At 35.4% G+C, this 14930-nt stretch carries 12 protein-coding genes; 9 read left to right on the top strand and 3 right to left on the bottom strand.

Annotated features, from left to right (window positions below; genetic code table 11):
- Nucleotides 1-58: 58 nt before the first annotated feature.
- On the bottom strand, nt 59-2488 hold the full coding sequence (locus tag ISU00_RS01150) for an alpha/beta hydrolase family protein (protein ID WP_228852210.1): 2430 nt from the start codon (nt 2486-2488) through the stop codon (nt 59-61).
- A 163-nt stretch (nt 2489-2651) separates the two neighbouring features.
- Between ISU00_RS01150 and ISU00_RS01145 the strand changes: the two genes are divergently transcribed.
- Entirely contained in the window at nt 2652-3662 is a 1011-nt protein-coding gene (locus ISU00_RS01145; protein ID WP_228852209.1) for a 3-oxoacyl-ACP synthase III family protein, read from the top strand.
- Nucleotides 3663-4160: 498 nt separating this feature from the next.
- Here the strand turns inward: ISU00_RS01145 and ISU00_RS01140 are convergent, their stop codons facing one another.
- The gene (locus ISU00_RS01140) at nt 4161-6623 is read right to left on the bottom strand and encodes a TonB-dependent receptor domain-containing protein (RefSeq protein WP_228852208.1); all 2463 of its coding nucleotides are present in this window, start codon (nt 6621-6623) and stop codon (nt 4161-4163) included.
- A 102-nt stretch (nt 6624-6725) separates the two neighbouring features.
- Between ISU00_RS01140 and ISU00_RS01135 the strand changes: the two genes are divergently transcribed.
- A complete protein-coding gene (locus ISU00_RS01135; RefSeq protein ID WP_228852207.1) occupies nt 6726-7088 on the top strand; it encodes a CoA-binding protein in 363 nt (120 codons plus the stop codon).
- On the opposite strand, the gene ISU00_RS01130 is transcribed toward ISU00_RS01135, so the two are convergent.
- Entirely contained in the window at nt 7047-8522 is a 1476-nt protein-coding gene (locus tag ISU00_RS01130; RefSeq protein ID WP_228852206.1) for a sodium:solute symporter, read from the bottom strand. The two genes, ISU00_RS01135 and ISU00_RS01130, sit on opposite strands and share 42 nt — an antisense overlap.
- Before the next feature lie 80 nt (nt 8523-8602).
- Here ISU00_RS01130 and recR point away from each other — a divergent pair, with 80 nt between their 5' ends.
- The 7 genes from recR to ISU00_RS01095 all read left to right on the top strand — a co-directional run bounded on the left by recR (nt 8603) and on the right by ISU00_RS01095 (nt 14886).
- The gene (gene recR / locus ISU00_RS01125) at nt 8603-9220 is read left to right on the top strand and encodes a recombination mediator RecR (RefSeq protein ID WP_228852205.1); all 618 of its coding nucleotides are present in this window, start codon (nt 8603-8605) and stop codon (nt 9218-9220) included.
- Nucleotides 9221-9230: 10 nt separating this feature from the next.
- Nucleotides 9231-10343 carry a glycosyltransferase family 2 protein gene (locus ISU00_RS01120; RefSeq protein ID WP_228852204.1) on the top strand — a complete coding sequence of 371 codons (1113 nt, stop codon included), beginning with the start codon at nt 9231-9233 and terminating at the stop codon, nt 10341-10343.
- 80 nt (nt 10344-10423) lie between these two features.
- Entirely contained in the window at nt 10424-11812 is a 1389-nt protein-coding gene (locus ISU00_RS01115; RefSeq protein ID WP_228852203.1) for a dihydrolipoamide acetyltransferase family protein, read from the top strand.
- A 56-nt stretch (nt 11813-11868) separates the two neighbouring features.
- Nucleotides 11869-12645 (top strand): 3'-5' exonuclease, encoded by a 777-nt coding sequence (locus ISU00_RS01110; RefSeq protein WP_228852202.1) that lies wholly within the window; start codon nt 11869-11871, stop codon nt 12643-12645.
- Between the two features lie 19 nt (nt 12646-12664).
- Nucleotides 12665-13276, top strand: a complete 612-nt coding sequence (locus ISU00_RS01105) for a fumarylacetoacetate hydrolase family protein (RefSeq protein ID WP_228852201.1) — start codon at nt 12665-12667, stop codon at nt 13274-13276.
- Nucleotides 13277-13618, top strand: a complete 342-nt coding sequence (locus ISU00_RS01100; RefSeq protein WP_228852200.1) for an Hpt domain-containing protein — start codon at nt 13277-13279, stop codon at nt 13616-13618.
- 20 nt (nt 13619-13638) lie between these two features.
- Nucleotides 13639-14886: a competence/damage-inducible protein A gene (locus tag ISU00_RS01095; RefSeq protein WP_228852199.1), complete on the top strand. Its 1248-nt coding sequence runs from the start codon at nt 13639-13641 to the stop codon at nt 14884-14886.
- The last annotated feature ends 44 nt before the right edge of the window (nt 14887-14930 follow it).

The raw sequence follows: 14930 nt of genomic DNA, 5'->3' as shown, positions 1-14930 counted from the left end.
CATTCAATTAATTGTGACAAACTGACACAAAAAAAACCGCCAATGGCGGTTTTCTATTTTAATTGGTTCCGTTGTCGTCGGAAGTTTCCTTGTTCTTTACATATTTCTCCAGCCATTGATTCTGTTCCCATAATAAATGTAAAATTGATTCTTTAGCTGCATATCCATGACTTTCTTTAGGAAGCATAACTAAACGCACCGGTGCCCCAAGGCCCTTCAGGGCATTAAAATAGCGTTCGCTTTGTAAAGGATAAGTGCCTGAATTATTATCAGCTTCACCATGTATTAACAGCAATGGAGTTTTCATTTTATCGGCATGCATAAAGGGAGACATATTATAGTATATTTCTGGAGCATCCCAATAAGATCGCTGTTCGGATTGAAAACCAAATGGGGTCAAAGTTCTATTGTAAGCTCCGCTTCTTGCAATCCCTGCTGCAAATAAATTGGAATGTGAAAGTAAATTCGCTGTCATAAATGCACCATAGGAATGACCGCCAACAGCAACCCTATTTCTATCTATATACCCTAAATTGTCAACAGCATCTATAGCTGCTTTTGCATTTGCAACTAATTGCTTTCTAAAAGTATCATTTGGCTCTTCTTTTCCCTCGCCTACAATCGGAAATGCGGCATCATCCAAAACTACATAACCACGTGTCACCCAATATATAGGGGAACCATATGATGGATAAATAAATTCGTTGGGATTAGACGTGTTTTGTGATGCAGTACTTTTGTCCTTGTATTCTCTTGGATAAGCCCACATTATCATCGGGTATTTTTTACCTTTTTCATAATCTAGTGGTAAGTATAAAGTTGCATCTAGGTCTAAACCGTCATCCCTTTTGTACTTTATTACCTCTTTATGTACACCTTGCAGTCCTTTGAATGGGTTATCAAAATTTGTCAGTTGAGTTAGGTTGTCCTTTTTCTTAATGTTGCGAAGAAAATAGTTTGGATATTCCGTGGGAGACTCAATTCTTACCAAAACCAATCCCTTTTTCATATCTATAGGGCTATCTAACTGTTCAATTTTGTTAGTATATGGAGATTGATACAGTCGGTTTTTTTTGAGAGAAGTTAAATTTAATTCATCTATAAATGGAAATTGACCTTTGTCACTGAATCCATTTCCAAACAAATAAACCTTTCCTTTATCAATTTCTAAGACATATTCCCCATATTCATTTTTTGAAGATTGAAAATTTCCTGGGTCGTTGTAGACATCCTGGTAATTTCTGTCATTAATTAGGTTAAGTCCTTTTTGAGGATTCGACGGATTGAACAAATAGGTCTTAGCATTTCTGGTATCCCACCACATATCATAGACTATTGCTGTTTCTGAATTACCCCATTGGATACCTGAGAATCGCTGGGGAGTTTTAAATAAAAGCTCAGGCGTATCAGTAAATGGGAAGGATAATTGATAAACAGCATCCCTATACTCAACTTTGTTTTCAGGATCACCCTTATCTAAGGCCTCTGTCCAATAAATAGTGGAAGGTTTATCGGCCCTCCAACCCATGTCTCTTTTTCCCATACGTTCTGCCATAAAGCCTTTTGGCCGAACTTCATCCAAAGGGACATCATTAACCTTGGCAACTAATGTTCCGTTAGATTTATATATGTTGGTTTCATAAGGAAACCTGCTGTATGGAACCAAATATGAGAAAGGCTTCTTAATCGTTGAGATCATTACATAGTTTTTATCTGGAGAGACATTAACACTTCGATACATGTCTGCTGGTAAAAATGGGTTTACTATGCCTGAAAGATTTATCAATACAAGCTCAGATCTTGATAACTGTTCAAAATTGAATTCATCATTGGGATTTTTTAGTAAGTCTTGGTAGGTTCTGTTTTGTGCCTTAGTGCCATCGCTTACTGAAACAGTTGGTCCTGCAGGAACTGCTTCAGCTGTATTAATCAAATCTTTACGGTCCTCGGCTAACATCTTCACGATTAGTTCATTGTCATTTAACCAATTAACTGCATCTCTTGAATTTGCATTAATAGTTGCATCTGTTAATTTTTTGGCTGTTGCTGTAGCTATGTCCATGACCCATAAAGAAACACCTGTTTTTTCTGTGTTTAAAAATGTCATTTTACTTTCATTTGGAGACCAAGAGAAGTTTGACAATCTAGAACTAATTGGAAGTCCGGATACTTGAATAGGATTTTGTTCCCCAACTTTTTGAACTTGGACATTGTTAAAATAGCGAGTTCTACTGCCAATATTTGTAATTGGATTGATTCTAAGACCCGCCAACCGTAATTCAGTTTCAGACAATTCATCGATAGATTTAAACTGGTCTCTGTATAGAAGGACCATATTCTCACCCTTATGATCTATCCGCACGTTAGGCGCTAAAGAAACATCGACAAGATTTAAAATTTCTTTTGGAGGTTTCTGGTATTCTAAACCATCCTGTGCGAAGATGGAAAAACCGTAAAGTAAAAACAGAAGTGTAAATACATGTTTCATGAAACTGAAATTTAGATTAAGCTTTAAATTTACTTGAATTTTGGCAAAGAACATATTTCTTAACACATTCATTGAAAAAAGCGTGAAAGGTTGCTTAAGGAGAGATTTTTTACCTAAAAAAAGTTGTATTTTTAACTGATAGGAAGAAATGAAAATTTAAGGTATGTACCGTTCCAAAATAAGTGGTGTTGGCCATTATGTACCCTCCAACGTTGTTACAAATGAGGATTTGTCTAAAATGATGGATACAAGTGACGAATGGATTCAAGAGCGGACTGGGATAAAAGAAAGGAGATGGATTGACCCTGGGAGTGACGATACCACTGCATCAATGGGTGTTAAAGCTGCAAAAATTGCAATTGAACGCTCGGGGATTGATAAAAATGATATCGATTTTATTGTGTTTGCAACTCTAAGCCCTGATATGTATTTTCCTGGGCCTGGGGTTCAAGTTCAAAAAGATTTGGAATTAAAAACTGTCGGGGCTTTAGACGTCCGAAATCAATGTTCAGGTTTTGTATATGGTATTTCAGTGGCAGACCAGTTTATTCGAACAGGGATGTACAAGAATATATTAGTTATAGGCAGCGAACTCCATAGTAAAGGTCTTGATAAAACAACCCGTGGTCGCGGTGTTACTGTTATTTTCGGAGATGGAGCCGGTGCGGTAATTTTGAGCAGGGAAGAAGATGAAAGTAGGGGTATATTATCCACCCATTTACATTCAGAAGGTGAACATGCCGAAGAATTGGTTTTAAAAGCACCTGGAATGGGGACTCGATGGGTGTCTGATATATTGAAAGATAACGATCCTAACGATGAAAGTTATTATCCCTATATGAATGGTCAATTCGTTTTTAAACATGCTGTACAGCGATTTTCTGAAGTAATTATGGAAGGTTTAGAGGCAAATGGACTTTCGAAAAATGATATTGACTTGTTAATTCCACATCAGGCCAACCTGAGGATTTCTCAATTTATACAGCGAAAATTTGGCCTAGTTGATGACCAAGTTTATAATAACATCATGTATTATGGAAATACTACTGCTGCTTCAATACCTATTGCATTGAGTGAGGCTTGGGAAAATGGTGCAATTAATAACGGAGATTTAGTAGTCCTTGCTGCATTTGGTAGCGGTTTCACTTGGGGTAGTGTCATCGTTAAATGGTAAAATATAACTTAACCTAAAAACCCTTCAATATGGTATTAGGGGGATTAAAAAAACCCGAAACGTTTCGTTTCGGGTTTTTCAGCTATTAACCAACCTTAACTAACACTAAAAACTATAAAACAGTGAATTTTTATAGTTGATTAACTTTAAAAAACTTATCACCTATATTATAGACGTAAAAAGTTGATTTTTATTTCACCGGAAAATAAATTTAACTCCTAATTAACACAAAGCCTGAACAGGAGTTCAGGCTTTTATATGGATTCTATTTTTTCGATTTTAATTGATGAAGGCTAATTCAAATTAATTAAAAGTGAAGTTAAAATAAAATCTCTCTCTATATATAACGCCTAATTTGTTAATTTGTTGCATAACTATTTAAAATTTAACATTTTATTATAAAATTTGATAAAAGCCTGGGTTTTTGCCCAGGCTTTTTATTTAATAGCCTTCACTAACACTAACCATCAACTATTATGAGGACTATTAAAAAGATTACTAAAAGAATCCTCCACCACCATCTTTTGTATTATCATCTCTATTTTTTCTAGATTTTGCTCTGAATTTTCCTCCACCGAATCGGTATGACAGACCTGCATAAAAGGTTTGACTTTCCCAATTAAATTCAGCTCTTTGGCGGAAAGGTCTTTGGCCTACAATTCTTGATTCCATTGTATTGAAAATATCATTGTAATTTATGCTTAACGTCATTCGATTATCCTTTAAGAAATTGTATCTCATTCCTATATTTACAAAATACATTGGCTCCATTTCAAATTGAATACTTTGGTTTTTCCCTCGGTAAAATCCAAAGGCTGAAAAGGAAAGTTTGTTAGTTACTTTGAAGTTATTGAATAGTCTGAGATTCCAAGCAACGTTATCAACTTCTACCACTTCTAGGATAATATCATCTACCGTAGGGTTTGGTACAGAAGGATCTAAACGTTCTGTTATACTTTTTTGTGTTTGGGAAAACAGATCAAAACTTCCATTTATGCTCCACCACTTTGTTGGCCTATAATTTGATGAAAGTTCAAAACCATAAGATGAAGTGTTGTCGAAATTTTCACTTGTTAAGATAATTCTGTTTAAATCAGCTCTGTCTACTAAAACTGCAAAATTTATCTCATCCTCAATAGCTCTATAGAATACGCCCGCTGTAATACTTCCCTTTTTCATATTTCGGGTATAATTCAATTCAATTGAATTTGTAAATTGAGGTTCCAACGCCTGGTTACCGATCTGAGTTATCAATGGTGTTGTGAATTCTGGAACAGGATTTACTTGTCCAACTCCAGGTCTATCAATTCTTCTGCTATAAGACAATTGATAGGAATTTTTCTCAGATGGAGAGTAGGTTAAATAGGCCGAAGGGTAAATTTGAAAATAGTCATTTTCAAAAAAGCTATCCTCTGTTGTATTATCATCTAAATTGGTAGTTAATGCATTCGCATCAACGTTGACTTGCTCGGCCCTTAACCCAATTTGATAGGTCCACTTTTCCAATTTATTACCAAAAGTGGCATAAGCAGAATAAATATCTCTTTTATAATTAAAGGAGGTAAGGGATGGGAAATAATTTCCATTTTCATCCTGGTTTCTACCATCAGATTCGTAGATAAGGTCCGTATCAAAAAGGATTGCTTGTAACCCAAGCTCTAGTTTACTCTTATCAGATAATGGATTTACATAGTCTAAATTGAGCGTTGTTGTATTTCGTTCGGTATCATTGAATTCAATGAAATCAGGCCTTAAATTACCTGCGTTATATAAATTGTCTGTCCTAGAATCGGATTTGAAACGATTGTAATCAGCTTCGAACTCTATATTATGGCCTTCTTTTTCAAAATCTATTTTATAATCTAGGTTGTATTGACCAGAATTATTATCGTTAGAGTTGTCAATAGACTGAATTTGATTAAGACTAGGGTCATTATTATACAATATTCTTGTGTTTCCGACCACCCCTCCACTATAGGAATTTTGACTTGTAAAAACTGAAAGGGTGTGTTTCTCGGTTATGTAATAATCTAACCCAACTTTATAAAGATGAGATTCATTATTGTTTAATATGTTAATACGTTGGGTAATGTCTTGCTCGATTCTATCGATAGATCCCCAATTTATTCTGTCGCCGAAATTAGTACCGTAATTTCCGAAGAAATTTAGTTTGCCATTTCTATAATTCATATCTATTGAACCATTGAATTTTGGTTTAATATCGATAGTGTATCCTACAGTGGCATTTCCATTAAATCCAACATTTGCATTTTTGTGTAAAACAATATTTATAATACCGCTCATACCATCTGGATTGTATTTGGCTGAGGGATTAGTGATCAATTCAATTTGTTTTATAGATGTTGATGGAATCTGTTTCAAGAGTTGTGCTGCAGGAATATTTGATATTTTCCCGTCGACCATTACTCGAACGTTTTGGTTTCCTCTCAAACTGATTTCTCCAGTTTGTTGATCCACGTTAACAGAAGGTAGATTATTCATTATGTCTGAAGCCGTAGGACCGGTAGTTGTTAAATCCTTTCCAATATTTATTACCTTTCTGTCTACTTTTTGTTCAATGGTCGACACTTCAGCAACAACTGTGACTTCATCTAAACTAGAAATATCCTCCTCAAGAATAACATTTCCGAGGTCAATATTATAATGGCCATTTCCAATTTCCACTGGTCTAGCGATAGTTTTATAACCTATATACTGAATGTTTACTGTTAGGTTGCCTTCGGGTACCTTTTTAATTTCAAAGCTTCCGTCGTCAGTTGTAATTCCGCCTGTAACAATTTCATTTTCATTATTTTTTATTACGACATTTACATATGGGAGCGGTTGATTGATGGACGCATCAATAACTTTTCCTTTTATGGTTCCGGTGCGTACTTCTCCATTGTTTGCGAAAAAAAAGGTCGGCATGAGCATGACGACCAAGAGTATTAGTCTGTTCATTTTTGATTGATTGATTGATGAATGATTAGGTTGTTACTGTGTAGACGATTATTTTTGGCTATTGTTACTGCCTACATATTCCGTTAACATTATTTTAACATTTTGAAAAAGAAAACTTTAGTCTTCGGTGCATCCGTGAAGCCCCATAGATACTCAAATTTTGCAATTACAAGATTGGTAAGTTCAGGTCACAACGTTGTGGCTTTTGGTTTAAGAAAAGGCACTGTAAGTGGTGTTGAGATTGATACTGAATTAATTCAATATTCCGGCATTGATACAATTACAATGTATATGAATGCGCAGCGCCAAAAACAATTTTATGATTATTTAATTGGGCTAAAACCTAAGCGAATTATTTTTAATCCAGGGGCTGAAAATCCAGAATTCTTTAGAATCTTAGATGGGAATGGAATAGCATTTGAATCAGCTTGTACGCTCGTTTTGCTTTCTACTGATCAATACTAAACCGAGATAAGTTAATAAACCATTTATAGGCAACAATTCGTAACCGATAACATAACCGCCTAAATTTTCAGGTTTAATTGAACCCAGTATTGCTGAAATAACTACCGAGAAAACAGCAACGACCCAAACCCATTTGTCCTTTACTTTTCTTTTGGAAATGATTCCAAAGGCAAATAGCCCAAGTAGAGGCCCATAAGTATAACCTGCCACTACGAGTAAACTGTCTATCACGTTTCTACTTAAGACATATTTAAATATTATAATAACTATAACCAATACGACACTCATTGCAATGTGAACCCTTTTTCTCAAGCCTTTTTGCTTGGATAAATCCTTTCTCTCAATATCCAAGAAATCAATACAAAAGGAAGTTGTTAGGGATGTAAGTGCACTGTCAGCGCTACTATAAGCTGCAGCAATTAAACCGAGCATAAAAGTCATTGCTAATGTTATTCCCAAGCCACTATTCAAAGCAATTTCGGGGAACAATAAATCTGACTTTGGGCTGCCATCCATCAAAGGAATTGAAATATTATTTTGGCCTGCATAGATATATAATAAGGCGCCTAAAAGCATGAAAAGAAATGTAACAAACACCAATACGAAACTAAAACTAATCATATTGGTTTGGGCATCCTTTAAAGTTTTGCAGGTAAGATTTTTTTGCATCATATCTTGGTCTAATCCTGTCATGCAAATAGTAATAAACATTCCTCCTATAAACGATTTAATGAAATGGTTTCTGTTTAAAAAGCTATCAGTTACAAATATGTCACTGTAGTTCTTCAATTCATCTGAATTTAGAAATTCAGAAAAGGACCAGCCAAGCTCTCGATTTATCATATATATAGAAAGGATTACTGCAATCACCATAAAAAGGGTTTGAAGTGTGTCTGTCCAAACTATAGTCTTAATTCCACCTTTGTTTGTATAAACCCAAATAAGTAAAATTGAAATAACCACAGTGATTTCAAATGGAACATTCCATGAGTCAAAAACAAATTGCTGTAAAACAATCGCAACTAAAAACAATCGGAAAGATGCCCCGAGAACACGTGAGACAAAAAAGAAGAAGGCACCAGTTTTATGACTTACAGGACCGAATCTCTCGCCTAAATATTCATAGATCGACGTAAGATTATATCTATAATAAATTGGCATCAAAACTAAGGCGACCACAAAATAACCGACCAAGTACCCCAGTACTACTTGTAAATAGCTGAATTGTGATCCTTCAACCCAGCCAGGAACTGAAATAAATGTAACACCCGAAAGAGAAGCGCCCACCATTCCGAAGGCCACTAAATACCATGGAGATTGTTTAGAGGCCTTAAAAAAATCTGTGTTGCTGTCATTCTTACCTGTGAAATGGGAAATTGTCATTAAGACTAGGAAATAAACAGCAATGAGAATGATAATTTGGAGAGCGGTCATAATATTTTGATATGTAAGGCCAAAATACAAATTACTGTCCTATCCGCAATTCTTGCGGTTAAAATCGTAATTTCGCACCGATGGAATTTTCTTCAAAATTATTGGAAAGAGCAGTTTCAGAGATGTCTCAGTTACCGGGTGTTGGTAAACGAACAGCCTTGAGGTTGGTGTTACATTTGTTAAGACAACCCGAGGAACAAAGTCTAGATCTGGCCGATGCCCTGAAAAGCCTTAGAACCGAAATTAAATTTTGTAAAAATTGCCATAATATAAGTGATTCACAGTTATGTGAAATTTGTTCTAATCCAAATCGTAACCGTGAATTGGTTTGTGTAGTTGAAGATATAAGAGATGTTATGGCCATTGAAAATACATCTTCCTACAAAGGTTTATACCATATTTTGGGAGGCAAAATATCTCCTATGGATGGTATAGGTCCCAATGATTTAAATATTCCCACACTTGTTGCCAAACTGAAGTTAGGAGAAATAAAGGAAGTGATTTTTGCTTTAGGGTCAACTATGGAAGGCGATACTACCAATTTTTATATATACAAGCAAATTCAAGATTTGGAAATAGTAACATCAACCATTGCAAGGGGAATTTCTGTGGGAAATGAATTAGAGTATACGGACGAAATTACCTTGGGTAGAAGCATAACTAATCGTATTCCTTTCGAGTCATCACTCAAAATTTAATTGCCACTTTTTGAAGTTATCAATTGTCATAGTAAGTTACAATGTACTTCACTTTCTAGAACTGTGTGTTCAAAGTATTATGGCAGCCACAGAATCCATTTCCTCAGAAATTATTGTTGTTGACAACAATTCAAATGACGGTAGTGTTAATTACCTTTCTGAAAAGTACCCATTGATTAATTTTATTGCTTTATCACAAAATCTCGGATTTTCAAAGGCAAATAATATTGGAGTCAAAGCAGCAAAGGGGGCATTTGTATGTATTCTTAATCCAGACACAATTGTATCAGAAAAAAGTTTTTACAATCTTTTGGAAATGTATAATGATAATAATAACATGGGCATTATTGGTTGTAAACTAATTGATGGTTCAGGTCAATTCTTGCCAGAGAGCAAACGAAATTTTGTGAAACCATTTGGTGCACTTAAAAAGATTGCAGGCTTATCTAGTAATTATTATGCGCATAATATTGGTTCCGACCAAAATGGAAACGTTGAAGTATTGGTCGGTGCTTTCATGTTCCTTAAGCGCAAACTTTACATTGAAGTGGGAGGTTTTGATGAAGATTATTTTATGTATGGGGAGGACTTCGATCTATCTTATAAGGTTGAACAATTAGGTAAAAGAAACTTTTATTTTGGAGAATCTACCGCGATTCATTTTAAGGGAGAGAGCACTACAAACGATATTCGCTATAAAAAGCATTTTTATGAGGCCATGCATATATTCCATAAAAAGCACTTTAAACTAAATCGGATTTATTCATTGGTGTCAAGCGTCATTTTCAAAGTCTTGCCTTATTTCAAGGCTTCAAGGAAGCCCGTAGAATTTGATCATAATTTAAATTTGACTTTTATTTCAAAAAAGGAATTGAGTCAGGTACAAACTATTTTTCCAGAAGCAGAAATGGTCCTTTCTCCTAAAAATCTTCAAATTGAATCAGACAGAACGTATGTTTTTGATATAGATACTTTGACTTTTACTGAAATAATTAAAGTTGTTGAAGGAAATAATGGAAATACTCAAACTCGGTTTCTGTTTTGGCCCTCCAAAACATCTTATATTATTGGTAGTTTCAATGCACAATCTAGAGGGATTGTTGTCCAAGGAAAAAACACTTAATTATTAAAACAATAACGATTTCGGTATTAATTGATTAATTTTGCAACGAGAAACCCAAAACAAGCTGTTTTAATATAGATATGGCAAAATTTGAACTTAAACTTCCGAAGATGGGCGAGAGTGTTGCAGAAGCAACAATAACCTCTTGGCTTAAAGATGTTGGTGACAAAATTGAGCTTGATGAACCCATTCTTGAAATCGCTACGGACAAGGTAGATAGTGAGGTTCCTAGTGAAGTGGAAGGAGTTTTAGTGGAGAAGTTATTTGATGCCGATGAAGTTGTTAAAGTCGGTGCAACAATTGCTATTATTGAGACAGAATCTGAAGTAGAATCTTTTGAGGATGATCTGCCGGATTTTACAGCCGAAGAAGAAGTTGATAAGCTTTCTGAGGAAGTAGTCAATGAAGTTAATGGTAGAGTCGAGCAAGCCAAGGCAATTGCTTCAGTACCTGTAATGTCTGAGGGTCGATTTTATTCACCTTTGGTAAGGAATATTGCTAAGGAGGAAGGTATTAGCCAAGAAGAATTGGACAGTATACCAGGTTCTGGTAAAGACGATAGGGTTACAAAGGATGACATTCTCATGTATTTAAAGTCACGTGAGTCAAAATCCGGCGCACCTAAAGTTGAAGTAAAAGATACTACTCTAAAACCTGAGCAAGCTGCTGAAAAAATTGTTGAGGCTCCCCAGCCCGTTTCTAAGATTCAATCAAATGGAGAACAATCTCCAAAGGTTGAAAAAACTATCGTTTCTTCTGCGGGTGATGAAATTATTGAAATGACACGCATGGGGAAATTGATTTCACATCACATGATGGAGTCAATCAATACCTCTGCGCACGTTCAAAGTTTTATTGAGGCTGATGTTACCAATATTTGGAATTGGCGTAATAATGTAAAAGACGAATTTGAAAAAAGGGAAGGAGAGAAACTTACTTTTACCCCAATTTTCTTGCAGGCCATTGCAAAAGCACTGAGAGATTATCCTATGATGAATATTTCTGTGGACGGTGACAAGATTATAAAGAAAAAAGCAATTAATATTGGAATGGCTGCAGCATTGCCTGATGGAAACTTAATTGTACCAGTTATAAAAAATGCGGACCAATTAAATTTAGTTGGACTTACCAAACAGGTTAATGATTTGGCCAACCGTGCAAGGCAAAATCAATTAAAACCAGATGAAATTCAAGGAGGAACTTATACGGTTACCAATGTTGGAACATTCGGTAGCATTATGGGGACTCCGATTATTAATCAACCACAAGTTGGGATTCTTGCCTTGGGTGCCATAAGAAAGGTGCCTGCTGTAGTTGAGTCTCCCCAAGGTGATTTTATTGGTATCAGGTATCGCATGTTTTTATCTCATTCTTATGATCATAGGGTAGTAAATGGAGCTCTTGGTGGTCAATTTGTTAAAGCCGTCAAAGATTATTTAGAAGGCTGGAAAATGGATAGAGAATTTTAAAAATTTAATAAGGCTTAACGACCAACCCTTCGTAGGGTTGGTTTTTTTATTTTAGAATGCAATTAAAATTAAACAGACCAATTTGTTTTTTCGATCTCGAAACTACAGGTATTAATATTTCTACCGACAGAATTGTTGAAATAGCAATTTTAAAGGTATTTCCAGAAGGCAAAGAGGTTTCTAAAAGGTGGTTGGTAAATCCGGAAATTCCAATTCCGGCTGAAGTCACAAAAATTCACGGTATATCTGATGAAGATGTAGCAGACAAACCTACCTTTAAGGAATTAGCCAAGGAAATCCATAGCATTATTAAGGATTCAGATTTAGGCGGATTTAACTCTAATCGTTTTGATATTCCTCTGCTGGCGGAAGAATTGTTGCGTGCTGAGGTGGATTTTGACATGCGTAATTGCCACGCAGTTGATGTTCAAACTATTTTCCACAAGATGGAGCAAAGAACTCTAGAGGCTGCCTATAAATTTTATTGTGATAAGGATTTAGCCAATGCCCATAGTGCAGAGGCAGATACATTGGCAACTTATGAGGTTTTAAAGGCACAGGTTAAAAGGTATGACGAACTTGAAAATGACATTAAGTTCCTGTCAGAATTTAGTGCTAGAAAGCGTTTTGCTGATTTTGCAGGCTTTATCGTCTTCAATAAAAAAGGGGAGGAATGTTTTTCTTTTGGCAAACATAAAGGTAAAACGGTTACAGAAGTTCTAGATGCAGAACCAGGTTATTTTGGATGGTTGCTGAATGCTGATTTTCCTTTATACACAAAAAAGGTTTTAACGGCAATTAAACTTCGCGGCTTTAACAATAAGCTAAGTTGAATTTCATTTTAAAAGGGTTATGAAACTTATTTGTATCGGTAGAAATTATGTCGCTCATATAGAGGAATTGAAAAATGAACGACCTACAGACCCAGTTATATTTTTAAAGCCAGATACCGCAATTCTTTTAAAGAAACAGCCATTTTTTATTCCAGACTTTTCAAATGATGTGCATCATGAGGTGGAAGTTTTGGTCAGAATAAATAGGGTAGGAAAGTATATCGACAAAAAATTTGCCCATAAATATTATGATGAAATAGGATTGGGAATTGATTTCACGGCAAGAGACCTACAATCTAAATTAAAGGAAAAGGGCTTACCTTGGGAAAAGGCAAAATCTTTTGATGGTGCTGCCGTTATTGGGAAATGGATTTCCAAAGATTCTTTGCCAGATGTGCAAAATTTGAATTTCAGATTAGAAAAAAATGATGAGATAGTTCAAGATGCCAATACATCCTTGATGTTGTGGCAAATTGATGAGATTATCGAATATGTTTCTAAATATTTTACTTTAAAAATCGGAGATGTTATCTTTACCGGAACTCCCGCTGGGGTTAGCAAGGTTTCAGCAGGGGATAAATTGAAGGGATATCTCGAAAATAAAGAGATGTTTTCTATAAATGTTAAATAAATGGAAGAGCATTATAAATTATCAAGAGTAAGAGAATTGGCGGATAACGACGAGGATTTCGTCATGTCTTTAGCTCAGGCTTTTTTAGAAGAAGTCCCAGAAGATGCAGCTCGATTGGAAAAAGCAGTAGCTGATAAAGATTATTTTACTGCTTACCAGGCTGCACATAAAATGAAACCTACGGTAGATTTGTTTGAATTAGGTGTATTGGATGACCTGATCTTGGTTCAGGATTGGGGCAAATTTGAGAAAACCGGAGAAGATGTCTCAGGACCACTACAGAAAGTTATGGAGGCCGTTGCCAAAGCCGAACAAGAAATCAAAGAGGATTTCGATCTTTAAATTTCCTAATACACTATATTTTGAATGCTGAAATTATCACCATTGGTGATGAAATATTGATTGGTCAGATTATTGATACCAATTCTGCATTTATTGCAAAAGCACTCAATAGAATTGGTGTTTCTGTTTTTCAAATCACTTCAATCCAAGATGATGAAGATCATATAGTTGAAGCTCTTAATAATTCAAGAAAATTTTCCCAACTAACCCTTATCACAGGTGGATTAGGCCCTACCAAGGATGATATCACAAAAAAAACATTGTGTTCCTATACCGGTGATGAGTTGGTTCTAAATGAGTTGGTACTCGGAGACGTTGAAACAATTTTCAGGAAATACATTAGTACACCAATCTCTGAGCTTAACAGGCAGCAAGCCATGGTTCCTTCCAAATGTGAGGTTCTAAGAAATGAATTTGGTACTGCTCCAGGAATGTGGTTTAATCACAACGGGCATATTATTGTGTCACTTCCTGGTGTGCCCTATGAAATGAAGGCCTTGATTGACAAATTTGTTATTCCAAAAATTCAGGAAAATTTTAATTTACCCTTTATAGCACATAAAACCTTGATGACTTATGGATTGGGAGAAAGTGCAATTGCGGAAAGGTTAGACTGTTTTGAAGAAGAGTTACCTAACTTCATAAAATTAGCATATCTCCCTAATTTAGGAAAGGTTAGATTGCGGTTATCAGCTAAAAATTCTGATAAGACTTTGTTAGAGAAAAATTTGAATCAGCAGGTAGCTAAATTATTACCGTTAGTATCAGATATTTTTGTTGGTTATGAAGATGAGGGGGATGATGTAACGTTTATAGCTAAACTATTACTAAATGCTGATAAGACTTTGTCTGTAGCTGAAAGTTGCACAGGAGGTAGTTTAGCAGAGCGTATTACTACCGTTCCAGGAGCCTCAGAATATTTTAAAGGTGGCGTTGTTGTGTATTCTTCAGAATCTAAACATAGGTTGCTTGGGGTAAAAAATGAAACAATCGAACAATATTCTGTTGTTAGTAAAGAGGTTGCCGAAGAAATGGCTTTAGGGGCATTAAAACAGTTTAAAAGTGATTTTGCAATAGCTACAACAGGTAATGCTGGCCCTACCAAGGGTGAAAGTGATGCAGAAATTGGCACAGTATTTATTTCTATCGCTTCAAAAGATAGTATAAAAACTGAAAAATATATTTTTGGAAATCAGCGTGTTAAGGTGATTGGTAAGGCTGTTAACAAGGCTTTTGAGATGCTGATTAAAGAAATTTCAAAAAAGTAATAAATAAGGTTTGTTGAAATCGGGAAGTTTTTCTAAATTTGCAG

It is taken from the genome of Aegicerativicinus sediminis, from assembly GCF_015476115.1.
In the GTDB taxonomy this organism is placed as follows: Bacteria; Bacteroidota; Bacteroidia; order Flavobacteriales; family Flavobacteriaceae; genus Aegicerativicinus; species Aegicerativicinus sediminis.
This window is presented reverse-complemented; position numbering and strand designations above follow the sequence as displayed.